Annotated in this window: 21 protein-coding genes, 3 tRNA genes and 1 riboswitch; of the genes, 7 read left to right on the plus strand and 17 right to left on the minus strand. The window is 58.7% G+C overall.

Features of this window, described 5'->3' with window-relative positions:
• The 7 genes from ACFPM8_RS00925 to gcl all read right to left on the minus strand — a co-directional run.
• Positions 1-610 (minus strand): type VI secretion system Vgr family protein (locus ACFPM8_RS00925; RefSeq protein WP_378994026.1); only part of this gene is annotated, 610 nt, incomplete at its 3' end.
• Between the two features lie 245 nt (positions 611-855).
• Positions 856-2,322: a sodium:solute symporter family protein gene (locus tag ACFPM8_RS00930; RefSeq protein WP_378994028.1), complete on the minus strand. Its 1,467-nt coding sequence runs from the start codon at positions 2,320-2,322 to the stop codon at positions 856-858.
• Between the two features lie 402 nt (positions 2,323-2,724).
• A complete protein-coding gene (gene pyk, locus ACFPM8_RS00935; RefSeq protein WP_378994030.1) occupies positions 2,725-4,137 on the minus strand; it encodes a pyruvate kinase in 1,413 nt (470 codons plus the stop codon).
• Between the two features lie 20 nt (positions 4,138-4,157).
• The gene (locus ACFPM8_RS00940) at positions 4,158-5,453 is read right to left on the minus strand and encodes a glycerate kinase type-2 family protein (RefSeq protein ID WP_378994032.1); all 1,296 of its coding nucleotides are present in this window, start codon (positions 5,451-5,453) and stop codon (positions 4,158-4,160) included.
• Positions 5,454-5,591: 138 nt separating this feature from the next.
• On the minus strand, positions 5,592-6,479 hold the full coding sequence (locus ACFPM8_RS00945; protein WP_378994034.1) for a 2-hydroxy-3-oxopropionate reductase: 888 nt from the start codon (positions 6,477-6,479) through the stop codon (positions 5,592-5,594).
• A gap of 39 nt (positions 6,480-6,518) precedes the next feature.
• Positions 6,519-7,298 carry a hydroxypyruvate isomerase gene (hyi, locus tag ACFPM8_RS00950; protein WP_378994036.1) on the minus strand — a complete coding sequence of 260 codons (780 nt, stop codon included), beginning with the start codon at positions 7,296-7,298 and terminating at the stop codon, positions 6,519-6,521.
• Positions 7,299-7,476: 178 nt separating this feature from the next.
• A complete protein-coding gene (gene gcl, locus ACFPM8_RS00955; protein ID WP_378994038.1) occupies positions 7,477-9,252 on the minus strand; it encodes a glyoxylate carboligase in 1,776 nt (591 codons plus the stop codon).
• Positions 9,253-9,389: 137 nt separating this feature from the next.
• On the opposite strand from gcl, the gene ACFPM8_RS00960 reads away from it, so the two are divergent.
• The 3 genes from ACFPM8_RS00960 (at position 9,390) to ACFPM8_RS00970 (ending at position 11,446) form a co-directional block, all read left to right on the plus strand.
• Complete coding sequence (locus tag ACFPM8_RS00960; RefSeq protein ID WP_378994040.1) at positions 9,390-10,298, plus strand: LysR family transcriptional regulator; 909 nt, start codon at positions 9,390-9,392, stop codon at positions 10,296-10,298.
• 229 nt (positions 10,299-10,527) lie between these two features.
• Positions 10,528-11,061, plus strand: a complete 534-nt coding sequence (locus ACFPM8_RS00965; RefSeq protein ID WP_378994042.1) for a glycine zipper 2TM domain-containing protein — start codon at positions 10,528-10,530, stop codon at positions 11,059-11,061.
• A 49-nt stretch (positions 11,062-11,110) separates the two neighbouring features.
• Entirely contained in the window at positions 11,111-11,446 is a 336-nt protein-coding gene (locus ACFPM8_RS00970) for a hypothetical protein (RefSeq protein ID WP_378994044.1), read from the plus strand.
• 204 nt (positions 11,447-11,650) lie between these two features.
• Here the strand turns inward: ACFPM8_RS00970 and ACFPM8_RS00975 are convergent.
• The 6 genes from ACFPM8_RS00975 to apbC all read right to left on the minus strand — a co-directional run bounded on the left by ACFPM8_RS00975 (position 11,651) and on the right by apbC (position 15,277).
• Positions 11,651-11,726 (minus strand) — tRNA-Glu (locus tag ACFPM8_RS00975).
• A 160-nt stretch (positions 11,727-11,886) separates the two neighbouring features.
• Positions 11,887-11,962: transfer RNA gene (locus ACFPM8_RS00980), tRNA-Glu, on the minus strand.
• A gap of 53 nt (positions 11,963-12,015) precedes the next feature.
• Positions 12,016-12,091: transfer RNA gene (locus tag ACFPM8_RS00985), tRNA-Ala, on the minus strand.
• Positions 12,092-12,155: 64 nt separating this feature from the next.
• Positions 12,156-13,577: a glutamate--tRNA ligase gene (gltX, locus tag ACFPM8_RS00990; protein ID WP_378994045.1), complete on the minus strand. Its 1,422-nt coding sequence runs from the start codon at positions 13,575-13,577 to the stop codon at positions 12,156-12,158.
• A gap of 124 nt (positions 13,578-13,701) precedes the next feature.
• The gene (locus tag ACFPM8_RS00995; RefSeq protein WP_378994047.1) at positions 13,702-14,112 is read right to left on the minus strand and encodes a DUF4399 domain-containing protein; all 411 of its coding nucleotides are present in this window, start codon (positions 14,110-14,112) and stop codon (positions 13,702-13,704) included.
• A gap of 76 nt (positions 14,113-14,188) precedes the next feature.
• The gene (apbC, locus tag ACFPM8_RS01000; protein ID WP_378994048.1) at positions 14,189-15,277 is read right to left on the minus strand and encodes an iron-sulfur cluster carrier protein ApbC; all 1,089 of its coding nucleotides are present in this window, start codon (positions 15,275-15,277) and stop codon (positions 14,189-14,191) included.
• 174 nt (positions 15,278-15,451) lie between these two features.
• On the opposite strand from apbC, the gene metG reads away from it, so the two are divergent.
• Positions 15,452-17,554, plus strand: a complete 2,103-nt coding sequence (metG, locus tag ACFPM8_RS01005) for a methionine--tRNA ligase (RefSeq protein WP_378994049.1) — start codon at positions 15,452-15,454, stop codon at positions 17,552-17,554.
• A 226-nt stretch (positions 17,555-17,780) separates the two neighbouring features.
• On the opposite strand, the gene bamE is transcribed toward metG, so the two are convergent.
• Entirely contained in the window at positions 17,781-18,287 is a 507-nt protein-coding gene (gene bamE, locus ACFPM8_RS01010) for an outer membrane protein assembly factor BamE domain-containing protein (protein ID WP_378994050.1), read from the minus strand.
• Between the two features lie 180 nt (positions 18,288-18,467).
• Between bamE and ACFPM8_RS01015 the strand changes: the two genes are divergently transcribed.
• From ACFPM8_RS01015 to panC, 3 genes are all read left to right on the plus strand, one after another.
• Positions 18,468-18,677, plus strand: a complete 210-nt coding sequence (locus ACFPM8_RS01015; RefSeq protein WP_378994051.1) for a DUF3460 family protein — start codon at positions 18,468-18,470, stop codon at positions 18,675-18,677.
• Positions 18,678-18,718: 41 nt separating this feature from the next.
• Positions 18,719-19,585 carry a segregation and condensation protein A gene (locus ACFPM8_RS01020; protein WP_378994053.1) on the plus strand — a complete coding sequence of 289 codons (867 nt, stop codon included), beginning with the start codon at positions 18,719-18,721 and terminating at the stop codon, positions 19,583-19,585.
• Between the two features lie 99 nt (positions 19,586-19,684).
• The gene (panC, locus tag ACFPM8_RS01025; RefSeq protein ID WP_378994055.1) at positions 19,685-20,524 is read left to right on the plus strand and encodes a pantoate--beta-alanine ligase; all 840 of its coding nucleotides are present in this window, start codon (positions 19,685-19,687) and stop codon (positions 20,522-20,524) included.
• A 167-nt stretch (positions 20,525-20,691) separates the two neighbouring features.
• On the opposite strand, the gene ACFPM8_RS01030 is transcribed toward panC, so the two are convergent.
• The 3 genes from ACFPM8_RS01030 to ACFPM8_RS01040 all read right to left on the minus strand — a co-directional run bounded on the left by ACFPM8_RS01030 (position 20,692) and on the right by ACFPM8_RS01040 (position 25,491).
• Complete coding sequence (locus ACFPM8_RS01030; protein WP_378994057.1) at positions 20,692-22,554, minus strand: TonB-dependent receptor family protein; 1,863 nt, start codon at positions 22,552-22,554, stop codon at positions 20,692-20,694.
• Between the two features lie 216 nt (positions 22,555-22,770).
• Positions 22,771-23,038: riboswitch (cobalamin riboswitch) on the minus strand.
• A 55-nt stretch (positions 23,039-23,093) separates the two neighbouring features.
• Positions 23,094-24,269, minus strand: a complete 1,176-nt coding sequence (locus tag ACFPM8_RS01035) for an HPP family protein (protein WP_465263040.1) — start codon at positions 24,267-24,269, stop codon at positions 23,094-23,096.
• 64 nt (positions 24,270-24,333) lie between these two features.
• Positions 24,334-25,491 (minus strand): ABC transporter substrate-binding protein, encoded by a 1,158-nt coding sequence (locus ACFPM8_RS01040; protein WP_378994061.1) that lies wholly within the window; start codon positions 25,489-25,491, stop codon positions 24,334-24,336.
• Positions 25,492-25,666: the final 175 nt, after the last annotated feature.

A 25,666-nucleotide genomic window follows, 5' to 3' on the forward strand; every position in this document is an offset into this window, starting at 1 on the left:
TGAACGCCGCATTGGCGTCGGCCAGGATCAGGCGATGCGCGCCGTCGCTGTGCTCAAAGAAATAGCTGATGCCCCATTCTTCGCACAGGCGGCTGAAAAAGGCGAAGTCGGTTTCGTTGTATTGGGTTTGGTAGTCGCGCTTCGGGTAACGGGTGAAGTCGTACAGGCGTTTCTCGACCGGGAAAGCATAATCGACCAGCAAATCTTCCAGCACTTCCACCACGGTCTGTTCCTGGAATATCTTGCTGTTGGTGCGCAGCGTCGCCAGATGCAGCCAGGGCCGCAAAGTCAATTCGTAGGACACATCCCGGCCTGCTTCGCGCAGCATTTTTGCGTCGCTGATCAAGCCTGAGATTTCGCGGGTGCCGTCGCCGTCCAGTGCGATGCTGACGGTCAGGTCGCGGCCGATGAAATCGTCCAGGTTGAAGCGGGCAGCGAGAGAAAACCGATTCTTGACGGCGTCGGGGGTTTTAAGCAGCAGGCGATATTCAAACAGGGAATTGATCCCTTCGCTGCCGCTCAGTCTGACTGCAAGCAGTGCCGGCCGGCCCGGCAAGTGTTCGGGGATGGCAGGACTCTTCGCACTGAGGGTGCGGGAGGCGGTCGGCATGGCGCGGCTCCTGGGTTGTTGCGGTGAGGTGTGGGGCACCTCGAAAAACCGTAGCGAGCGACCCAAGGTCGGGGCGACGAAGTTGCAACACCTGCAGCCGTACGGAGCGGGCGAGCATCACAGCCCCGAGATTGAGCCGCGCAGTAGGTTTGTCGAGGTGCCCTGTGGGAGCGCCGCCATTTTCCGGGGCAAGACCCAAGATCTGCTGCTTGACTCCGAAAATGGCGGCGTTTGGCTGCTTGGCCTTAGACCGGCTTCAGCTCTTCCATCTGGGCTCGCTCATCGTCCAGCACCGCCAACGCCTGCTCCGGCGTAATCGGGCAACGCGGCGTCAGCAGACTGACCGCGACGCCGGCGCACAGAGCGGTGGTCACGGCGGGAATCACCGGGTTGCTCCAGTATTTGGCCCAGTCCTCGATCAACATCACGGCAATCGACATGGCCGAGCCGCCGGCCAGTGCCGCCAGCGCGCCCTGCCAATTGAAACGCGGCCAGAAGCGGCCCAGCACGCCGCAGATGAACAAGCCCGACATGACGGTCGCGATCATCTTGGTGATGTAGCCGATGATGTCGTCGGACAGCAAGGCCAACAGCAGCGCCAGTCCGATCACCGCCACCAGCGCTAGACGCGAATAAACCAGCACCTTGTCGCGATCCGGCATGCGGCCGCTGCACATGACGTAGACATCGCGCAGCAGGATGGAGACCCCGGCCACCGCATCCGAACTGGCGCTGGACAGCGTCGCCGACAGTCCTGCAATCAACACCACCATGCCTATCGCCATCGGCAACACTTCGGAAGCAAGATAAGGAAAGGCGTAACTGGCGTTGGACAGGTTGGGCTCCATGGTGCGCGCCGCCATGCCGATCAGCGCCGGCAACAAGCTGAAGAATAAATACAGCACGCCGGTCATCACGAACGAACGGCGCACGGTATCGACACTCTGCCCGGCGTAGATGCGCTGGCGGTACGACGGCGTGGCCAGCACGCCCACCGCCACCACCATCGCCAGCGACAGCGCATGCAGGCCGCCGAGTTTGCCGATGCCGAGCATGGTCACCGCGGCAGGATCCATCGCATCGTAGATATGGTTCAGGCCGCCGATCTGATAGACCGAAATCGCCGCGATCAGGATGAATCCGACAAACAGGATGATCGCCTGCACGGTATCGGTCCAAACCACGGCGGTATAGCCGCCGATCACCACATAAATCGCAAAGCCCAGCGCCACGATCCATTTGGCGGTGGCCGGTTCAATCTTTGCCATCCAGGCCAGGTACATGCCGCCGCCCAGCATGTGCGCTCCCAGCCAGCCGATCGAGGCGACCAGCATCAGCACGCCGGAGATATTCTTCACCAGCCGGTTGGCTCCGACATAGTAAGAAAGCTCCTCGCTCATGGTCATGAAGCGGTGCTGGCGCACCGGCGCGAACCACCAGGCCAGCAACAAAATGCCGGCGGCTCCGCCCAAGCCGTAGAGCGCCCCGGCCCAGCCGTTGACATAGGCGAATCCAACCGCGCCCATGCTGGAACCGGTGCCGACCATGGTCGCCACCGTGGTCCCCAAGGTCAGGAAAAACGGGAAAGATCGCCCGCCCAGCAAGAAGTCCTCGCCGCTCTTCTGTTTGCGAGAGACAAACCAGCCTAGCCAGATCATGGCCAGGATGTAGACCAGAAACCCCGTCATGAACACAGTGCTTTTCATATCCATATATATCTCCTCGATCTATTAACTACTGTTGACCTGCTTTCAATAGCGATTCAATTAAATGCAGCAAACCCGATGTCATGAAATTTCTCGTTTGGATAGCATTCGCTGCCATATCGCACGGTTCGCCAAAGTGCGGCGAGAGCACATTGTATTGAAATTAAGTCAACACAAACGGCGCACAACTTTGTTGCGTTTAAAAACAGAGTTTTCTTAATGTGATCTAAGGGATTTGCATGGAAAGGCGTCCGATGCTGGCGCCAGCCAGGTCATTCGCCTATGCAATGAGGAGGAAATCGATGGGGGATCGTGCTACTGCGTGCGCCCGGCACAACGTCTGCCGGCCGTGCTTGGCTGAGCTCCTGCGGTAGGGCTCAGCGCTAGACATGCATCCTTACTAGTGGACTAGATCTCGGCAAGACGCAGCAAATTGGTACTGCCCGGCTGACCGAACGGCATGCCGGCGGTGATCGCGATCTGGTCGCCAGCTGCGGCGTAGCCTTCCTTGACCGCGGTGCGGCAGGCTGCCGCCACCATTTCGCTTTCGTTATGCACTTGATCGCTGATGGTGGAGTGCACGCCCCACACCAACGCCAGTCGGCGTGCGGTCGCCAGCTTTGGCGTGATGCTGAGAATCGGCGCGGTCGGCCGTTCGCGTGCCGCCCGCAGGCTGGTGTGGCCGGAACTGGTGTAGGTGACGGTGACCTTGGCGCCGACGATCCGGGTCACATCGCGCAAGGCGGAACAAATGGCGTCGCCGCGATTCGGCAACGGCGCTTGGTGCTGGGCATCCAGCATGTTTTGATACAGCGGGTCGCGCTCGACTTCGGCGATGATGCGATCCATGATGGCCACCGCCGGGATCGGATACGCGCCGCTGGCGGATTCCGCCGACAGCATCACCGCATCGGCGCCGTCATAGATTGCGCTGGCGACGTCGGATGCTTCGGCCCGGGTCGGCACCGGCGAGCTGATCATCGATTCCAGCATCTGGGTGGCGATCACGATCGGTTTGCCGTGCTGGCGGCAGACCCGCAAAATGCGCTTTTGCACACCGGGCACGCACTCCGGCGGCAGCTCGACGCCGAGGTCGCCGCGCGCCACCATGATCGCGTCGGATACCTGCACGATGGCATCCAGTTGATCCAGTGCAGCCGGCTTTTCCAGCTTGGACAATACGCTGGCGCGATCGCCGATCAAGGCCCGCGCTTCCAGTACGTCTTCCGGCCGCTGCACGAACGACAGCGCAATCCAGTCGACCCCGAGTTCCAGCGCGAACTGCAAATCGCGCTTGTCCTTGTCGGTCAAGGCCGGGATCGGCAGCACCGCATCCGGCACGTTGACACCCTTGCGATCCGACAAAGTGCCGCTGTTGACGACGCGGGTGTGGATCTGGCTGCCATCGCAGGCCAGCACTTGCAGCCGTATTTTGCCGTCGTCCAGCAGCAGCGACTGGCCGGCGGCGATGACCGCGAACAGCTCCGGATGCGGCAAGCATACGCGCTGATTGTTGCCCGGCGCGCTGTCGCGGTCGAGCGTGAATTCCTGGCCGGCCGCGAGCTGGATCCGGCCTTCGTCGAACTGGCCGATGCGCAGCTTGGGTCCTTGCAAATCGGCCAGGATCGCAATCGGGCGGCCGACTTTGCGCTCCACTTCGCGCACGATGTCGTAGCGGCGCTGGTGATCGGCGTGGCTGCCGTGGCTGAAATTAAAACGGAAGACGTCGGCGCCGGCTTCGAACAATGCCTGGATGGTGTCTTGATCGGCGCTGGCCGGGCCGAGTGTGGCTACAATTTTTGCTTTACGCTGGCGTCGCATCGTGAACTTTCCTCTGCTTTTTATAAGATCAACATCGCACGAAAATCGTTGACGTTGGTACGCGTCGGTCCACTCACAACGAGATCGCCCAGCACGCTGAAAAATCCATAACCGTCATTGTTGTCCAGCATGGCGCGGGCGCGCAGGCCACGCTCCGCCGCCCGGCGCATCGAGTCCGGCTGATAGATCGCGCCGGCGTTGTCCTCCGAGCCGTCGATGCCGTCGGTGTCGCAGGCGATCGCATGAATATCGGGGAAGCCGTCCAGCGCCGTCGCCAGACTTAGCAGGAATTCGGCATTGCGGCCGCCGCGACCGCTGCCGCGTACCGTGACCGTGGTTTCGCCGCCGGAGAGGACCACACAAGGCTTGCTGAACGGCTGGCCGCGACGCGCGATCTGCCTGGCCAGCGCCGCATGCGCTAAGCCGATATCGCGTGCTTCGCCTTCCATTTCATCGGACAAAATATAGGGCGTGATGCCGGCGGCAATGGCGGTGGCTGCGGCCGCCTCCAGCGCGTCTTGCGCGGTCGCGATCACGTGGTGCTGGTTGCGCGCCAGGCGCGGATCGCCGGGCTTGGCGGTTTCGTCGGCGCCGGATGCAAGGTGTTGCAGAACTGCGTGGGGAATCTCGATCTGGTACTTGCGCAATACCGCCAGCGCATCGGCGCAAGTGGTCGGATCGGGCAAGGTCGGGCCGCTGGCGATGATGCCGGGATCGTCGCCGGGAATATCCGAAATCATCAGTGTCACTACCCGCGCCGGGGCGCAAGCCAGCGCCAGCCGCCCGCCTTTGATGGCCGACAGATGCTTGCGCACGCAGTTCATTTCAAAAATATTGGCGCCGCTTTTCAGCAGCGCTTTATTGATCGCCTGCTTCTGTTCGAGCGTGATGCCGTCGGCCGGCAGTGCCAGCAGCGCCGAGCCGCCGCCGGAAATCAGGCACAGCACTAGGTCGTCGGCAGTCAGGTTTTGCACCATTGCCAGCATGCGTCCGGCAGCTTGGCGGCCGGCCTCGTCCGGCACCGGATGCGAGGCTTCGACCACTTCGATCCGCTCGCATGGCGCACCGTGGCCGTAGCGGGTCACGACCAAGCCCGACAGTTGGCCCGGCCAGTGCTGTTCCACCGCCTGCGCCATGGCGGCGGCGCCTTTGCCGGCGCCGATCACCAAGGTACGCCCCTGGCCCGAGGGTGCCGGTATCGCCGCCAGATATTGCGGCAGGCATTTGGCGGCGCTCACCGCATCGACCGCGCTTTGGTACATATCGAGCAGCAGCTGGCGCGGTTTGATTTGGGGCTGGATGTTGGAGGTAGTCATGCGGATGAACCTTGATCGGTGGCGAGAGAGACAGCCATTGTAGGTCGGAAAAGCGTAGCGCCTTCCGACATTGCGCCCCACCCCGTACTACGAAAAAGTCGACGTAATACGGAGTGGATCAAATACACAATCGCGTCATTAAGCCTTCGCGATTTCGTGATTGGACATGATTTCAATCGCCCGGCACAGCGCCGAATGATCGAGGCCGCTCATGCCGTTGGCGGCGCAGGAGTTCATCAACTCTTGCGCCACCGCGGTGTTCGGCAGCGACACGCCGAGCGCCTTCGCGCCCTGCAAGGCCAGGTTCAGGTCCTTTTGATGCAGTTCGATGCGGAAGCCCGGATTGAAATGGCGCTTCACCATCCGTTCGCCATGCACTTCCAGGATGCGCGATGCGGCGAAGCCGCCCATCAGGGCCTGCCGCACGCGAGCCGGATCGGCGCCGGCTTTGGACGCGAACAACAAGGCTTCGGCCACCGCCTGGATATTCAGGGCGACGATGATCTGGTTGGCGACCTTGGTGGTCTGGCCGTCGCCGTTGCCGCCGACCAGCGTGATGTTCTTGCCCATCAGTTCGAACAAAGGCATGACGTCGTTGAAGGCAGACTCGGAACCGCCGACCATGATCGTCAGCGACGCGGCTTTGGCGCCGACCTCGCCGCCGGACACCGGGGCATCCAGGTATTCGCAGCCGAGGGCGTTGATTTTCTTGGCGAAGGCTTTGGTCGCGATCGGTGAAATCGAACTCATGTCGACCACCACCTTGCCGGCCGACAGTCCTTCGGCGACGCCTTTTTCGGCGAACAGCACCGCTTCCACGTGCGGCGTATCCGGCACCATGATGATGATGACGTCGGCGCGTTTGGCGACTTCGGCGCCGGAAGTACACACGGTGGCGCCGCCGTCGATCAATGCTGCCGGTGGATTTTTCTGGTCATGCAGATACAGTTTGTGACCGCCGCGCTGCAGGTTTTCCGCCATGGGCGCGCCCATGATGCCGAGTCCGATAAAGCCGACTTTTGCCATGTTGTTTCTCCCGAGTGAGTTGAACCGTGTTGATGAAATTCAGACGCCGTGTGCTGCGCGCCAGCCCAGGCCTTCGACCGTGCCGGCTTTCGGTTTGTATTCGCAGCCGATCCAGCCGTCGTAGCCGATGTCATCCAGAAATGCGAACAGGAAGCGGTAGTTGATCTCGCCGGTTCCCGGTTCGAAACGGCCTGGATTGTCCGCCAGCTGCATGTGCTTGATCATCGGCAAATTGGCCATGATGGTGTTGGCCAACTCGCCTTCCATCCTTTGCATGTGATAGATGTCGTACTGCACGAACAGGTTGCCGGAACCGGTAGCTTTGATCAGGTCCAGGGCCTGGCGGGTGCGGGTCAGCAGGAAACCGGGGATGTCGAAACTGTTGATCGGCTCGATCAGCAAACGGATGCCTGCGGCCTGCAACTTGTCGGCGGCAAACGTCAGATTGCTGACGAAGGTGGCTTGCGCGAGTTCGGCGCTGACGCCAGCCGGCGCGATGCCTGCCAGGCAGTTCAATTGCTTGACGCCGAGCACCTTGGCGTAACGCAAGGCTTCATCGACGCCATGCCGAAATTCGCTGACTCTGTCGGGATGGCAGGCGATGCCGCGTTCGCCGGCCTCCCAGTTGCCCGCCGGCAGATTATGCAAGACCAGTTGCAAGCCGTGGGTGCTCAGCTTGTCGGCAATCTGTTCCGGCCGGAATGCGTACGGGAACAGGAACTCGACCCCTTTGAATCCGGCCTTGGCCGCCGCTTCGAAGCGATCCAGGAACGGCAACTCGGTGAACAGCATGGTCAGGTTGGCGGCTAATTTTGTCATCTCATATTCTCCTCATTTAAACGTCACCTCTAAAAACCTACTGCGCGGCCCAATCTCGGGGCTGCGATGCTCGCCGTACAACCGTACGGCTCCGCTTCTCGCCCCGACCTTGGGCCGCTCGCTACGGTTTTAAGAGGCGCCCCACAGTGCAAGGGTACTTCAATCTATAAACTGGTCGTTAGTCGAGCAACGAAATAGCAGTCGGCGCGTCGCTGCGGCTCTTGGCCAGCTCTTCGAACTCATTGATGTTGTCGATTTCGGTCCCCATGGCAACATTGGTGACGCGCTCCAGGATGATTTCCACCACCACCGGCACGCGGAATTCTTTCATCCAGCGTTTGGCTTGCGTGAATGCATCCTGGATCGCGTTGGGATCGGTGACCCGGATCGCTTTGCAACCCAGCCCTTGCACCACCGCCACGTGATCGACGCCGTAGCCGTTGAGTTCGGGCGCGTTGATGTTTTCAAATGCCAGTTGCACGCAATAGTCCATCTCGAAACCGCGTTGCGCCTGGCGGATCAGGCCGAGGTAGGAGTTGTTGACCACCACATGCAGGTAAGGCAAGTTGAACTGGGCGCCGACCGCCAATTCCTCGATCATGAACTGGAAATCGTAGTCGCCGGAAATCGCCACCACCTCGCGCTTCGGATCGGCGACGCAAACGCCCAGCGCGGCCGGAATGGTCCAGCCCAACGGACCGGCCTGGCCGCAATTGATCCAGCGGCGCGCGTGGTACACGTGCAGGAATTGGGCGGCGGCGATCTGCGACAAGCCAATGGTGCTGACGTAGCAGGTGTCGCGGCCGAAGGCGCGGTTCATTTCTTCGTACACCCGTTGCGGCTTGAGCGGCACGTTGTCGAAGTGGGTGCGGCGCTGCATGCTGCGCTTGCGCTGCTGGCACTCGCCGAGCCAGGCCGAACGGTCCGGCAATTTGCCGGCGGCCTTCAACTCTTTTGCCACTTCGATGAACAAGGTCAGCGCCGCTTTGGCATCCGACACGATGCCGTAGTCGGGATCGAATACGCGGCCGATCTGGGTCGGTTCGATATCGACGTGGACGAACTTGCGGCCCTTGGTGAAGACGTCGATCGAGCCGGTATGGCGATTGGCCCAGCGATTGCCGATCCCGAGCACGAAGTCGGACGCCAGCATGGTGGCATTGCCGTAGCGATGACTGGTCTGGAGACCGACCATGCCGGCCATTTGCGGGTGGTCGTCGGCAATCGCGCCCCACGCCATCAAGGTGGGAATCACCGGCACCCCGGTCAATTCGGCAAACTCGACCGCCAACTCCGCCGCATCGGCGTTGATCACGCCGCCGCCGATGGTCAGCAACGGCCGCTCGGCCGCATTCAGCATGCTCAATGCCTTTTCGATCTGCGCCCGCGATGCCTTGGGCCGATATACCGGCAATGGCTCGTAGGTGTCGGGGTCGAATTCGATTTCGGCCATTTGCACGTCGAACGGCATGTCGATCAAGACCGGCCCAGGACGGCCGGAACGCATGATGTGGAAAGCTTGTTGAAACACGCGCGGCAGCAAAGCCGGCTCGCGCACGGTGACCGCCCATTTGGTGACCGGTTTGGCGATCGCTTCGATATCGACCGCCTGGAAGTCTTCCTTGTACAAACGCGCACGCGGCGCCTGGCCGGTAATGCACAGGATCGGAATCGAATCCGCCTGCGCCGAATACAGGCCGGTGATCATGTCGGTCCCGGCCGGGCCGGAAGTGCCGATACAGATGCCGATATTGCCCGGATTGGCGCGGGTATAGCCCTCGGCCATATGCGATGCGCCTTCGACGTGACGCGCCAACACATGCTGGATCCCGCCATGCCGTCTCAGCGCCGAGTAGAACGGATTGATTGCGGCACCCGGCACGCCGAAGGCTTGCAGGCAGCCCTCTTTTTCCAATACGTGCACTACTGCGTCTACTGCCTTCATCTTTGCCATATTGCCTCCGAGGGGGATTAGCGAGTTGATGAGACGGATGCTATAACCAAACATATTGTTTGATAAGAATACAAAATATCGCTTTATTCAATACTTCAAGTATTGAATAAAGCTTAAAGTAAGCGCTTGGAGGAGATATGGACAAACTCAAGCAAATCGAAGCCTATGTCAGCGTGGTCGAAAAAGGCAGCCTGGCGGCTGCCGCGCTGGAGCAAAACATCACGCCGGTGATGCTGGGACGGCGCATTGATGCACTGGAGAAGCGGCTCGGCACCAAGCTGATGCACCGCACTACCCGGCATCTGACCTTGACCGAGCAGGGCACGGTATTTCTCGATCATTGCCGCCGCTTGCTGAGCGAACTGGAGGTCGCCGAGAAAATTATTTCGGAAGGCCGCCACAAGGCGACCGGCCATCTGGTGGTGTCGGCACCGGCCGCATTCGGCCGCAAGCACGTCGCGCCGCACGCCCCGGCCTTCATCGCCGCCAATCCTGAAGTGAAAATCTCGTTCAACCTGACCGACCGCGTGGTCGATCTGGTGCGCGAGGGCTATGACATCAGCATCCGCATCGGCGGTGCGATCGATCCCAATTTTGTCGCGGTGAAACTGGCCAGCAATCGGCGCGTGGTGTGCGGCACGCCGGAATATTTCGAGCGCCACGGCATCCCCGGCACGCTAGCCGACATTGCCAGCCACAATTGCCTGTCGTTCAATTTGCAGGGCGGCCAGCAGCGCGGCTGGTATTTTCAGCAAAACGGCAAACCGGTGACGATTAAAACCGCCGGCAATCTGGACTGCAACGATGGCGAATTGCTGCATCGCTGGGTCAGTGAAGGCTTGGGGCTGGGGTGGCGCTCGACCTGGGAGATCCAGTCGCAACTGGCCTCCGGCGAGCTGATGACGGTATTGGACGATTTTGCGCTGCCGCACTACGACATCATGGCGGTTTATCCGCAACAACGGCACTTGCCGGCCAAGGTACGTTTCTTCATCGACCGCTTGAAGGCCATCTATGCGGAGCCAGGGTATTGGACGCAGAACTGAAGGGCGATTGCGTTGAAAAGGAACAATGACCTGATTCAAACGTCGAATAACGGTGGACGACGCTGATACCCTGGTTGAATCGAGGCAATCGCATGGCCTAGTTCCCGCTGCGCACCAATAACGCAACGACCGTTTTCATCAAGTGCGCGCACAATACTCATCTCTGCACAGGCGCAAGCTCAGTGGTCAGCCTCTGCCAAGAGACTTCCAATCATTGAAAGGAGATCGTATGAAAATCCGAACAACATCTCATCAAGCCATGCTGGCGACTTTAATTGGCGGCTCGCTCTTGCTCGGCGGCTGCGCTGCACCCTATGGCGGCGGCGGGTATGGCGGCGGCGGTTATGGTGGTGGCTATGGCAGCGGGCAAGGATATGGCAATCCGCCCTCTACGTCTGCCCCTCCTGCCTACCAGCAAGGCTATATCAACGACTATGGCGTGATAGAAGCAATTGATGTGCTCAATACGCCGCCGAGCGCAGGTATCGGCGGAGCCTTGGTCGGCGGCGTGCTGGGCGGCGTGGTCGGTCATCAAGTCGGTAAAGGTAGCGGCAACACCTTGGCCACCATCGCCGGCGCGGTCGGTGGCGCCGTGGTCGGCAATCAGCTGGAACAGCGCAGCAGTAGCGGCGGACCGGCTTCCTACAATATCCGCATCCGCATGCGCAACAACAGTGTCCAAACCATCAACGTCAGCAATCCGGGCGATCTGCGAGTCGGCGATCGGGTGCGGGTTGATAACGGACAAATTTCTCGTTACTGAGGATGCGGCTTAATTTCTCCACGTAGCTAAAAACAAACAAGGAGCAATCATGAAAATTCAGCTTAAACCAGTATTCTTATCGGTTTTTATTGTCGCCAATGCACTGGCGCTGCACGTCATTGCTGCTGAAGAAAACGTCCAGATCAGGGAGCCGCAGCGCTGGGGGATGGAAGATAGAACGCCGCAGGCGCGTTTTCGGACTATGCAAAAAGAGAATCAGAATGCTTATAAACAAGCCATCGACGAATGCAGGCGAATGCGCGGCCCGGAAGCAGGCGAATGCCGGCGCGAAGCCAAGAGCAATTTTGATCAAGACATGCGGCGTGCGCGCGAGATGATGATGCATCGGGATCGCGATCAAATGGAACCGCATGACCGCAATTAAACCGCGCAGGCGGCTTAATTGTGGACGCAAAAAAAACGCCCACTTGCGTGGGCGTTTGTCCTGGCGTCCCCAGGGGGATTCGCCTACATGCTGCAGGCCGCGGAATCGCTTGCAAGCGATTCCCTTCTCATCCCCCGCGTAAACCGCGCAGGCGGCTTACTTGTGGACACAAAAAAAAACGCCCACTTGCGTGGGCGTTTGTCCTGGCGTCCCCAGGGGGATTCGAACCCCCGTACTCACCGTGAAAGGGTGATGTCCTAGGCCTCTAGACGATGGGGACAATGATCTGTCCGTACTACATTGCTGCTTTGCTACCGCAGCGTTGATACTGCCAACAATAAAGGCCGCGTTTGGCGGCCTTATGGCTTATATCAAATTGACTTCATATCGAATGCGATGACCAAACTTCTGATCGACATCTTCGGTACAAATATAAATCCTGGCGTCCCCAGGGGGATTCGAACCCCCGTACTCACCGTGAAAGGGTGATGTCCTAGGCCTCTAGACGATGGGGACAGAAAACTGTCCGTACTGCGATGCTCTGCCGTACTGCCTTACTTCGTTATTCTTGGTGGAGGTAAGCGGGATCGAACCGCTGACCTCTTGCATGCCATGCAAGCGCTCTCCCAGCTGAGCTATACCCCCCTTGCGAAGAAACGAGATTATAGCAAGGTTATTTCGCGCTTGTAAATCCCGTTTGTAAAATTTATTAAAGATATTTCTGCAAGCGTTGCAACACCACGTCGCGCCCGAATAATTCGAGCACCGCATCGATGGCCGGAGTCTGCAGCTGACCGGTCACCATCAGACGCAAGGGCATCGCGAATTGCGGCATTTTCAGTTTGTGGTTGGCCAGTACTTCCTTGATCATCGGCGACAGGCTTTCCTTGTTCCACTCGACCGTGGCGCAACGTTCGGCAAATTCAGCCAATGCCGGTTTGATCGCATCGGTGAAATGCTGCGTCAGCAAGGCTGCGTCAGGCTGCGGCTGGCGATAGAACAGCATGGCAGCAGCGGCCAGTTCATTGACCGTGTTGGCGCGTTCTTTCAACAAGCCGCAAACCTTTTGCACATCCGGCGCATTGGCGAATACGGCGCCATCGCGCTCCATCAATGGCCGCATCAACGCTTCCAGGCGCGCATTGTCGGCCAGCTTGATGTAATGGTTATTGATCCAGGCCAGTTTTTCCGGATTGAATTGCGCCGGCGATTTCGACAGATGATCGAGATCGAACCAGGCACAGAACTGCTCCATCGAGAAGATTTCATCGTCGCCGTGGCTCCAGCCGAGACGCGCCAGATAGTTCAGCATCGCCTCCGGCAAATAGCCTTGCGCCGGATAATCCATCACGCTGACCGCACCGTGCCGCTTCGACAGCTTTTCTCCATCGGCGCCCAGAATCATCGGCACATGGCCATACAACGGCAATGCAGCGCCCAGCGCCTTCAGGATATTGATCTGGCGCGGCGTGTTGTTGACGTGATCGTCGCCCCGGATCACATGGGTAATCTGCATATCCCAGTCATCCACCACCACGCAGAAATTGTAGGTCGGCGTACCGTCCGGCCGGGCGATGATCAAATCGTCCATTTCACGATTGGAAATCGTGATGGTGCCCTTGACCACGTCGTCCCAGCTGACATCGCCGTCCAGCGGATTCTTGAACCGCACCACCGGCTTGCGATCGGCTGGAACCGGCGGCAAGGTTTTGCCCGGCTCCGGACGCCAGGTGCCGTCGTAACGCGGCTTGTCGCCGGCGGCGCGCATCCGTTCGCGCATCGCTTCCACTTCTTCCGGCGACGAATAACAGTGATACGCAGTGCCGTCAGCCAGCATTTTCGCAATCACTTCACGATAACGCTCCATCCGCTGCATCTGGTAGAACGGACCTTCATCGTGGTTCAGGCCCAGCCATTGCATGCCGTCGACGATCGCCTGCACCGCTTCCGGCGTCGAACGTTCCAGATCGGTATCTTCAATGCGCAGAATGAAAGTGCCGCCGAAATGGCGCGCATAAGCCCACGAAAACAAGGCGGTACGGGCGCCGCCCAAATGCAGGTAACCGGTGGGGCTGGGAGCGAAACGGGTGCGCACCGGAGTGGATGCGGAGATAGAGGCAGGAGCAGTCATGATAAATAAAAACGGCCTTGGGTTGCCAAAGCCGTTATCAATGAAAACCGCATTTTACCGCGTTGCACTGGAGGATGGAACCGCGCTCCTCAGTTGGTTTGCGGCGCGCGCCCCACCATCACTTTTATTCGACGGTAACGTTGATGGTTTTGCTCAGTTCAGGGCCATAGGATTGATGCATGCCGTTGCCGAACTGCATGGTCAGCTGATATTTGCCGGGCGGCAGCGTTACTGTCGTTTCGGTTTGACCGTTACCAAAATGCAAATGCTGAGTATCCTTCGGGATAATCTGCCCTGCCGGGACACTATCCAGATTGATCAACAGATGATGATGACCGGTGTCCGGAGTCATATCGCCGGCCGGCTTGACCGCCATCCCGCTTATCCCGAACTTGACCGTAAACGGGCTGCTGACCACGGCGCCATCGGCCGGCTCGATAAACGAAACAGAATTGGCAGCATGGGCCAGCTGCGGCAAAAAGCCGGCTGTCAGCACAGATGCAGAAAATAGCACAGCAAAAATCCGTGACTTCATCGCGTAATCCCTTATCTAGATAAAAAGCAGGTTAATTAAACACATCACTTGAAAGTCTGACCTCAAATATTTTCCATCAATCATTCTTGATAACAATGCTAGGAAACTTGCTGCTCATATCCTTGGCCTTTTCCGCCACCTTGATCGCCACCTTGCGTGCGATCTCCTTGTATATATGCGCTACCTGGCCGTCGGGTTCCGCCACCACGCTCGGCGTGCCTGAATCGGTCTGGGTCCGGATCGACATCGTCAACGGCAACGCGCCGAGGAATTCGACGCCGTATTCGCCGCACATCCTGGCGCCGCCGCCTTCGCCGAAAATGGCTTCCGCGTGGCCGCAATTGGAGCAGATATGGGTGCTCATGTTTTCGACGATGCCGAGGATGGGAATGCCGACCTTTTCAAACATTTTCAGACCCTTGCGCGCATCCAGCAACGCAATGTCCTGCGGCGTCGTCACGATCACCGCGCCGGTCACCGGCACTTTTTGCGACAGGGTCAACTGGATATCGCCGGTACCCGGCGGCATGTCGACGATCAAATAATCGAGATCGCGCCAGTTGGTCTGCTCCAGCAATTGCTGCAAAGCCTGGGTCACGATCGGGCCGCGCCATACCATCGGCTCGTCGGGGTCAACCATGAAACCTATGCTAGACACTTGCAAACCGTGGTTTTCCAGCGGCTCCATGGTCTTGCCGTCCTTGGTTTCGGGACGGCCGCTGATGCCCATCATCATCGGCTGCGACGGGCCGTAGATGTCCGCATCCAGGATCCCGACCTGCGCCCCTTCAGCCGCCAGCGCCAATGCCAGGTTGACCGCCGTGGTCGATTTGCCGACCCCGCCCTTGCCCGATGCGACCGCGATGATGTTCTTGACGTTCGACATCAGCTTGATGCCGCGCTGCACCGCGTGCGATTGTATTTTTGAATACACATTGGCGCTGATGTTGCCGACGCCGGCAACCGTGCGCACCGCATCAACAGCGGCGCTGCGAATCAATTCGAATTGGCTTTTCGCCGGATAGTCCAGTTCGACATCGAATGCCACATTGACACCGTCGAGCTGGATATTTTTTGCGGATTTGCTGGACACCAGATCTTTACCGGTATTCGGGTCAATCACACTGGACAGTGCTGTCTTGACCGCTTCAATCGTGATGCTCATTACTTCTCCCATGTTTGCGTGCGACAAGTCTAAACCAAATCGCACTTTTCCCGCTGAGAGGGCAAGCGATCAGCACGCCGGAAGCGGCCTTAATCCCTCGGCTAACTGCGAGAATCCGGCCGGCACTGCTAAAATCACTCTTTTATTCCAACCAGCATCGCTAAATACTGCTAAATGAGCTCCCCTTTGACTTCATCCCCGCGCAAACTCTTCGTCACGACCGCCCTGCCCTACGCCAATGCAGCGTTTCATATCGGCCACATCATGGAATATATCCAGGCCGACATTTGGGTACGATTCCAGCGAATGCAGGGCCATGAAGTCAATTTCGTCGGCGCTGACGACGCGCACGGCGCGCCTATCATGATTGCCGCCGAAAAAGCCGGCGTCACGCCGCAGGAATTCGTGGCCCGGATCGCCGCCGGCCGCCAGCAATACCTGGATGGTTTTCATATCGCGTTCGACAACTGGCATTCGACCGACGGCCAGGAAAATCACGAACTGTCACGCGACATCTATCGCAAGCTGAAGGCAGCCGGCTTTATCGCGACCAAGACCATCGAGCAATTCTTCGACCCGGTCAAAAACATGTTCCTGCCGGACCGCTACATCAAGGGCGAATGCCCGAAATGCGGCGCCAAGGATCAATACGGCGACTCCTGCGAAGTCTGCAGCTCGGTGTACGCGCCGACCGACCTGAAGAATCCGTACTCGACCTTGACCGGCGCGACGCCGGTGATGAAATCGTCGGAACACTTTTTCTTCAAGCTGTCCGATCCGCAATGTGTCGAATTCCTGCGCGAATGGGCCTTGGGGAATGCCGACGGCAAGCCGCGCCTGCAATCCGAGGTGGCCAACAAAGCCAAGGAATGGCTGGAAGGCGACGGCGGCCTGGGCGACTGGGACATTAGCCGCGACGCGCCTTATTTCGGCATCGAGATTCCGGACGAGCCGGGCAAATATTTCTACGTCTGGCTGGATGCGCCGGTCGGCTACCTGGCTTCACTGAAAAACTATTTCGGCAAGACCGGCCGCGATTACGACGCCTTCATGGCCGACCCGAGCACCGAGCAGTATCACTTCATCGGCAAGGACATCACCTATTTCCACACGCTGTTCTGGCCCGCGATGTTGAAATTCTCGGGACAAAAAGTACCGAACAATATCTTCGTGCACGGCTTCCTGACCGTATCCGGCGAGAAAATGTCAAAGTCGCGCGGCACCGGCATTTCGCCGCTGCGCTATCTGGACCTTGGCATGAATCCGGAATGGATGCGCTATTACATCGCCGCCAAACTGAGCGCCAAAGTCGAAGATATCGACTTCAATCCGGACGACTTCGTGGCGCGCGTGAACTCCGACCTGATCGGCAAATACGTCAATATCGCCAGCCGCGCCGCCGGCTTCATCGCCAAAAAATTCGACGGCAAGGTCAGCACCGGCTGGGCTAGCGACAGCGATCCTTTCCTGGCCAAGCTGCGCGCGGTCGCGACCGATATTCGCAACCTGTACGATGCGCGCGAATACGGCAAGGCGCTGCGAGCAGTGATGGAGCAGGCCGACATCATCAACGCCTACGTCGATGCCAACAAGCCATGGGAACTGGCCAAGGATCCAAGCAAGGAAGCGGCGCTGCATGAAGTCTGCAGCCGCTTGCTGGAAGCGTTCCGGATTTTGACCATCTACCTGAAGCCGGTATTGCCGACCTTGGCAGCGCAAGTCGAAGCCTTCCTGCAAATCCAGCCGCTGGTGTGGGCTGACGTTGCCGCGCCGCTGGCTGACGGCCATAGCATCAACGCCTATACGCATTTGATGACGCGGGTGGAACCGAAGATGCTGGAAGCCTTGTTCGACGCGCCGGAAGCCGCTGCGCCTGCTACGGCTGCAGAAGCTGCGACCGACAGCGCGATCAACAACGCCATTGAGCCGCTGGCCCCCGAAATCAAAATCGACGACTTCGCCAAGATCGACTTGCGCATCGCCAAAATCGTCAATTGCGAAGCGGTCGACGGCTCTGACAAATTGCTGCGGCTGACGCTGGATGTGGGCGAAGGCCGCTTGCGCAACGTCTTTTCCGGCATCAAATCGTCCTACAAACCGGAAGAGCTGGTCGGCAAGCTGACGGTGATGGTGGCCAACCTGGCGCCGCGCAAGATGAAATTCGGCATCTCCGAAGGGATGGTGCTGGCGGCATCGGCCGCCGACGAGAAAACCAATCCCGGCATTTACGTGCTGAACCCGTGGCCGGGCGCAGAACCGGGCATGCGGGTCGGTTAAACACGGCATACTTGTCGCGTCTGAGCCAGCTCGGACGCGACAAGCAGCAGCAAAGATGCCGTATGGGCACCTTGAAAAACCGTAGCGAGCAGCCCAAGGTCGGGACGACGAAGTTGCAACACCTGCAGCCGTACGGGGGTACGGCGACGAATATGTCACCCCTGCAGTCCCGAGATTGGCGAGTTTACCAAACCCTGCAGTAGGTTTTTCGAGGTGCCCGTATTGATTAGTGCCCTGAAATATCCGAACTTGAAGTCCCGGTCACCCGGCCGCTGGTGATATCCATATGCACGTTGAACAGGCCCTTGCTGTGGTCGCCCTGGATATAGCGCCAATCCCAGACCTCTTCGTTCTTGCGCGAAAACTGCACCACGGTGCGTGGCTTTCCCAGCATCTTGCGGACTTCGTCCTTGCTCATGCCGACTTTGATCCTGGCGAAATTTTCTTCGGTCAGCACCTGCTTGTAATCGGCTAACTTGCCATCCTTGCCGATCGAGAAAATCCAGGTGCGCGCCCCTTCCGGTCCTTTCGGATATTCCAGCGAGCGCTCGCCGCTCTCTTCTTCCCAGACCGTATCCGGCTGCCCCATGACATTGCGCACATCCGCTTCGGACGACACGCCGCGCCCTAGTTTGTCCAAGCCGAATTCCTCAACCGGACGCCCCTGCTGATCGCAGGCGGCGATCAGAAAAGGCGCAACCACTGCAAGAATACTGCCCATCCATGGCTTCATTTTTTCTCCTGTCGCGTCAAAAACAATTGCGGGAAAGAGTTTAAGAGGCACCGCAGCGTGCCGAATTACTCTGTCCCCAACTAATCATGGCAATATCGGATGATCCAGCCAACAAACAACTCAGTCAAATAGGAAATGGCATAAAATAGCGCCTACTCCTCTTGAATTGTCAAATAAACCATGAAATTCTCCAAGCAAATCTCCGGATACGAGTCTGAGCTCACCAAATTCATCGCCGAACTCAAGCAAAAGAATCCGCAGCTGGAAGCGCAACAGCTCGCCGGGCGCGCGCTGTTGTGGGACAAGGCGCCGATTGACCTGGACAGCCGCCAACGGACCCAGGATTCGCGCGTGGCGCAACAACCCTACGTTTATCAAAACAATCACTAAATCGCTCACCCGTCATTAGCCCTGGTGAAGATCAGATCAAGATGAGCCAGAATTTGTCGGATGCTGCCGAACTGATGCTGGAGGGGCAGCCCGATTCGACGCCGAACGTGATCGACGGCGTCGCTTTTGCGCGTCTGTACGGCGAGCCGCTGTTCCGCATGCCGAACGATTTGTACATTCCGCCGGATGCGCTGGAAATCTTCCTGGAAGCATTCGAAGGGCCGCTCGACCTGCTGCTGTACCTGATCCGCAAGCAAAACTTCAACATTCTCGATATCCCGATGGCGCAAGTCACCTTGCAATATCTGGCTTATGTCGATCAAGTCCGGATTCACAATCTGGAGCTGGCGGCAGAATATCTGCTGATGGCGGCGATGCTGATCGAAATCAAATCGCGCATGCTGCTGCCGTCCAGGAAAACCGACGGCGGCGACGAAGCAGAAGATCCGCGTGCCGAGCTGGTGCGGCGGCTGCTGGAATACGAACAAATGAAGCTGGCCGCGCGTGAGATCGACGTATTGCCGCAACTCGGGCGGGACTTCGTCCGCACCCAGATCTACATCGAGCAAAGCGTCGTCACGCGCTGGCCGGAAGTCGATATCGGCGACTTGCAGGCGGCCTGGGCCGATGTCATCAAGCGCGCCAAACTGACCGCGCATCACACCATCAGCCGCGAAGAACTATCGGTGCGCGAGCATATGACCGGGATTTTGCGACGTCTGCAATCGGCCCGCTTTGTCGAGTTCGCCGACCTGTTCGATCCCGCGCGCGGGGTGCCGGTGCTGGTGGTCAATTTCGTCGCGCTGCTGGAATTGGCCAAGGAAACCCTGGTTGAAATCACGCAGGCAGAACCTTTTGCGCCGATCTATGTACGGCTGGCTTATTCGCCGACTTATGCGCCGGCGTAATTTTGCATATGCCTCAACCTTCCCTCTTAATCAGTTGGAGACAGAGTAATTCGCCACGCTACGGTGGCTCTTAAACTCTGCCCCGCAATATAAAAAATTATGAAAATAATCTCCTCCATCGAAGAATTGCGCGATCAACTGCGCGGCCAATTACGTACCGCATTCGTGCCGACCATGGGCAATCTGCATGAAGGCCACCTGTCGCTGATGCGGCTGGCCAAAAGACACGGCGATCCGGTGGTGGCGTCGATCTTCGTCAATCGCCTGCAATTCGGGCCGAACGAGGATTTCGACAAATATCCGCGCACCTTTGCCGCCGACGTCGCCAAGCTGGAAAAAGAAGGCGTTTACGTGTTGTTCGCGCCGACTGAAAAAGATCTGTACCCAGAACCGCAGGAATTCCGTGTGCGTCCGCCCGACGGCCTGGGCAATATGCTCGAAGGCGAATTCCGTCCGGGATTTTTCACCGGCGTCACGACCGTGGTACTGAAGCTGTTTTCCTGCGTCCAGCCGCGCGTGGCGGTGTTTGGGAAAAAAGATTATCAACAGCTGATGATCGTTCGCAATATGTCCAAGCAATTCGCACTGCCGACCGAAATCATCGCCGCCGAAACCTGGCGCGCCGACGATGGACTGGCGCTGTCGTCGCGCAATATGTATCTGTCCGCGGACGAACGGGCCGAAGCACCGACCCTGTTCAAAACCTTGAACCAGGTCGCCGACGAGATGCGGGCCGGACATCAGGATATCTTCGAATTGGAGAAGCAAGCCATGGCCCAACTCGAGAGCCGCGGCTGGAAGCCGGACTACATCTCGATCCGCAAGCGCAACGATCTGCAACCGCCCGCAGCCGGCGACCTGGCGCAAGGTGAAAAACTGGTGGTGCTGGCCGCTGCCAAGCTGGGCGGCACCCGCCTGATCGACAATCTGGAAATTTGATCGAGGCACTCTCGGCATCCAGGCACCTGTCAAAATCCGCGACAACCCGTAGGGCGGATGAGCGCAGCGTTATCCGCCGCTGGATGCATCACATGCATTCGATGTATCCAAAACGGCGGATAACGCTGCGCTCATCCGCCCTACGTACTACCTACTTGCTCGGCGCATCAGAAATCGTAACGCGCTGTGAATTTCAACTGACGTCCTGCATCCGGATAAATCCCGTTGCGGCAAGCACCGTAAGCATTGGTGAAGTAATTCTTGCCGGTCAGGTTGCTGCCCGCCAGCGCCAGTTCCCAACTGCTGATCCGAATCGCGTAGCGCGCATCGACCGTCGTAAATGACGGAATCTTGGCATCGCAGCTATTCGAAAAGTCGCCGCCATAGCGCTGCGAATCAACCCATTGCACGCCGACATCGGCCGTCTGGCCGCCGGATATCCAGTTCAGACGGGCCGAAGCGATATTGCGCGGCACCAGCACCATCTCTTTGCCGGCATTCGCCCCCTCGGTGAACGTCGCCGACACATGCTGAAAATTGGCTTTCGCCGTGATCGCCGATGTCAGGCGGGTGCTGGCTTCGACCTCAACGCCCTGGCGCTTGGTCGGGTCCAGGTTGACGTTGGACCCAAACGCTCCCGCGGTCGGATCAAAGAAAATCTCATTGTGCAGGCGATGCTGGAACCATTTCACGGTCAGCTTGTGATTGGCATTGCCGATGCTGCTGCCAAATTCCAGATCATGCGAAATCTGCGGCTGCAATACCTGACTCGGGACTGCTGTCTGGGCGTTGTCGTCGACGTTGGCCACCCGGTAGCTCTGCCCTGTCTTGGCAAACACATCGAAGCCCGGCATCAAGCCGTAACTGCCTTGCAGATCCCAGGCATTGACCGCCTGCGCCTGCTTGTATTTGATTTTGGTGAACGCCTGTGTGTCGTCCGCATCCTTGTGGAAGATCTCGCGCCGCACGCCGGCCGCCACACGGGCATTGCCCAGCTTGATCTCGTCGCGCACATACGCCGCTTTCGAATGCTGGTTCGCCTTGTTGTTGGAGAAATCGCTATTCGTATTGCGCGACCAATCGGCCCAATCCAGCCCGGCCACCAATTCATTTTTCAAGTCTCCGAATGCCGACAGGTGGCGCACACGCGGCGAAAACTGGGTGCCCCGACTGTTGTATTCCGATGCCGATTGGAAGGCGCCGGCACCGTAGGAGGCTTTGAGCGTTTTTTCACGATGAGACAGTTCAGCCGCCAATTCAAACGCGCCCAGCTTGCGCTCCGCAAACAAGGTGTAGCGATCGACGTCGACCGAGCCGAAATCGTTCGGGTGCAAGGTCTGCCGCGGATTGTCGTTGAACTGTTGCAGCGTATCCAAGGCACCCGCCAGACGGTATTCCTGCCGCGAACTGTCGATCCGCATGCCAATCCGGCCCTGGCTGGAAGCCCATTGCAAACCGCCGCCGAAATTTTCCTGTTTCACGCCATTGTTGTCGCGATAATTATCCGCACGCTGCCGGCCCAGATTGGCATCCAGCGTAAATCCGTCCCAGCTCTTCGACACCGATCCGCGTACCTCACGCTGACCGTAGGAGCCGACTTCCGCCGTCACCGTGCCGTGCGTGCCGTCTTGTCCGCCGCGCTTGGTAATCACCTGGATCGTGCCGCCGGTAGCGCCATCGCCATACAGCACGCTGCTGCCGCCGCGCACGATTTCGATCCGTTCGACCAACTCGACTGGGATCGTCGATAGCAGCGCAATGCTCTGTTCGTTATCCGACAGCCGGACGCCGTCAACCAGCACCACCATGTTTTGATCGCTGGTGGCGCCAAAGCCGCGCAGATCCAATGAAAAATCCTGAGTGCCGGTGGCATTTTGACGGCCGAACACACCGCCGACCTTGCGAATCGCTTCATTCACATTACTCGCGCCGGCGTTACGAATTTCCTCTGCGGTGATTACCGTGGCGCCGATCGGATTGAGCGTGGGATCGTTCGGAAAGCGCGATCCGGTCACGACTACTTTTGGCAAGGGCTGTTCTTGCGCAAATTGCGCGAACGCTGAACCGGTACCGCAACAGAAAATAAGCGAAGCGAGCGCAAGCGGCTTCAGGGTCGCGCCGGAGCGACGGGATAAAGAGTGGGTCATGAGTTGCTTACGATGAGAGTCCCCGGCTCGCCTCCCCGCAAGCCCGGTAAACGGCAATAACTAATTTGAGCCTGTTGAAAATTAAACCGAACTCTCTTAGTTACTCCACCTGCTCTGGCCGGTATCCGGGCTAACAAGTCGGAGCGCATAACCTTCCCATGCAAATGCACAGTGGTATGAGATGCGCTCTGTCGCTCATGGGTGCCGGGAACCGATTCTCGATTGCCGGCAGAGGACGCTTGTTTTACCGTTGCGGGGGCAGCACACGTTGGCTGGCGGTTTGCTTCAAAGCAGGGACCAGCGCCGTGTTTCCCGTTTAACTGCGGACATGAACATATCCGCATGCACCAAAACCCCGCCATTGTAAGTGGCATGTGTGTTTGCAGCAATCGCCGGGATCGCACGATGCTCAGGCTGTTGTTTTAGCTTGCGTCGATCTCGACGACTCTGCCTCGGTACAGCGCAGCGACCAGATCCGATTGCGTCACCATGCCTACCAGCCGCCCTTCATCGTTGAGGATGGGGATGTGGTGCAGGCCGGAATCCGACAGGGGCGCGACCAGCTCAACGATGTGCATGTCGGCGTCCGCACTGGTGACCTTGGTGGTCATGATCTGGCCGACCACTTCCGGTTTATCCGAATGGGTACCGGTGGTGCGTCGAATGAATTGTTTTAATTTCTGCTCAAAACCGGCGTACACCTGCAAATCGGCCTGGCGCATGAAATCGGCCTGGGTGATGATGCCGATCAGTCGCCTGGCTGGACTGATCACCGGCAAGGCCTTGATCCGATGGGTCTGCAGCAAGGCCCACGCCGCTTCCAGCGAAGTACCGTATTCGACGCTGATGACATCGCGCGACATGATGTCGGCACAGGTAATTTCACCAAAACGACGTCGGTAGGCATGCATTTCGGTTTGCAAAAACAAGCTTTCCAGATCGTCGCGGCTGACATCAAGCACTTGGTTGTACTGTTGCAGCACGTAGTCCAGATCCGCCTCGGTAAAGCCGAGACGCGCCGTGCTGGGCAGATCTTTGGTCTGATGCAATTTGCCGTGATCAGGTTGGCCGGAATGCGGGTAGCGGCGGCGCGTGGCGTTATTGAAAAACAGCGCCACCAGCAATAGCAAAACCGAATTCAGCAACACCGGCGACAGCACGAAATGAAACCCCTGGCTGGTCACCGCCGGACCGCCCAGCACCGCGGTCAATGCCACCGCGCCGCTCGGCGGATGCAGGCAGCGCAACACAAACATGGCGCCAATCGCAGCAGAAACCGCGATCGCGGCCGCCAGCAACGGTTCGGGAATCCAGCGCGCGCAACTGACGCCAATCACGGCGGCGACCAGATTGCCGCCGATGATCGACCATGGTTGCGCCAACGGGCTGGCCGGCACGCCGAACAACAACACCGCGGACGCCCCCATCGGCGCGATCAACAATGGCAATGCGGCGCTCGATCCCAGCGTCAAATGACTGACCAGGCCGGTCAGCAAGATTCCCAACAACGCGCCGCAACAAGCGCGCAAGCGCTCGGTAGTATTTACCGCAACCGGTCCCGGGATAAACCCGCGTAACCAAAGCCGGACCGAATTCATTTGTTTGCAACCTATCTATATTTCTAAATCAACCTCACGCGCATGAAACAGCGCGGATGGGATTTTACCCGCCATAAGCATAGGTAAACTTGCTATTTACAATTCGCGCCATCACCCGCGACCGCTGGTCGAGTCCGACATGGTCTTGCGGCGTCATATTGACCACGCCTTGCGGGATGGTCAGGTTGTGGGTGTTTTCCAGCGCGCTGCGCAATGCTGCGCGAAATTGCCGGGTGCCGGGCGGTCCCGCTTTCAGCGCCTGCGGCGCCGCGTTGGCGATCAACAGGTATGCGCCCCATGCGTCCGCCGCGAACTGGGTCATGCTATCGGCGCCATACGCGGCTTCATAGCGGCGCTTGAAATCGAGCGCGGCGTGCCTGACCGGATTGGAGTCCGGCAATTGGCTGGCAACCACCGCCGGGCCGGTCGGAAAGAACGTCCCTTCCACGTCCTTGCCGCCGACTTTCAGGAACTCGCGGGTGGCAATGCCGTGGGTCTGATAGATGCGTCCTTTGTAACCGCGCTGGACCAAGGTTTCTTCCGGCAATACCGCGGGTGTCGCGGAGCCGGCGATCAATACCGCGTCCGGCTGCGCCGCCATGATTTTGAGGATCTGGCCGGTGACGCTGCTGTCGTTGCGGTTATAACGTTCGCTGGCGACAATCTTTATTTTCTGCAGCTCGGCCAGCCGCGAAAATTCACGCCACCAACTGTCGCCATAAGTATCGGCAAAGCCAATGAAAGCAACCGTCTTGATCCGATTGTCGGCCATGTGCCGGGTCAGGATAGCGGCCATTTGTGCATCGTTTTGCGGCAGCTTGAACACCCAGCGGTGCTTGGCGTCCTGCGGCTCCACTATCGATGCCGCCGCGGCCAAGGCCAGCAGCGGCGTTTCGGCTGCGGCAACCACATCCAGCAAGGCTAGCGCCGCCGGCGTGGTGTTGGGGCCGACGATCACATCGACCTTATCTTCGCTAATCAGCTTGCGGGCGTTGCGCACCGCATTGCCCGAGTCCGAAGAATCATCCAGGATGAAATATTCGACCTGTTGACCTGCAATCTGTTTGGGCCATAGCAGAATCGCGTTCCTGGTCGAGGCGCCTATCGCCGCCGCCGGCCCGGTGACGGCGATATCGACCCCGATCCTGATTTGCGCCGACACCGGCGAAGCCAGCATCGACAGCCCAATCACGAATAATCCTGCATACCAGCGCTTGTTCATCAGCTATCAACCTTGGCAGGGATTGGCGGTTATAAGGCGAATTGTCAGCCGACGATTTTACTGGAACTGAAAGTCGGCCACAGCCTGCTAGGCCACGCAGGTTTTGGTCCGCCCACCCAAAAATGCGAATGCTAGACTGCCAGTGTCCTGAGTTACTAATTCAATTTGGCGCCCA

The organism is Paraherbaspirillum soli (genome assembly GCF_042654985.1).
GTDB lineage: Bacteria > Pseudomonadota > Gammaproteobacteria > Burkholderiales > Burkholderiaceae_D > Paraherbaspirillum > Paraherbaspirillum soli.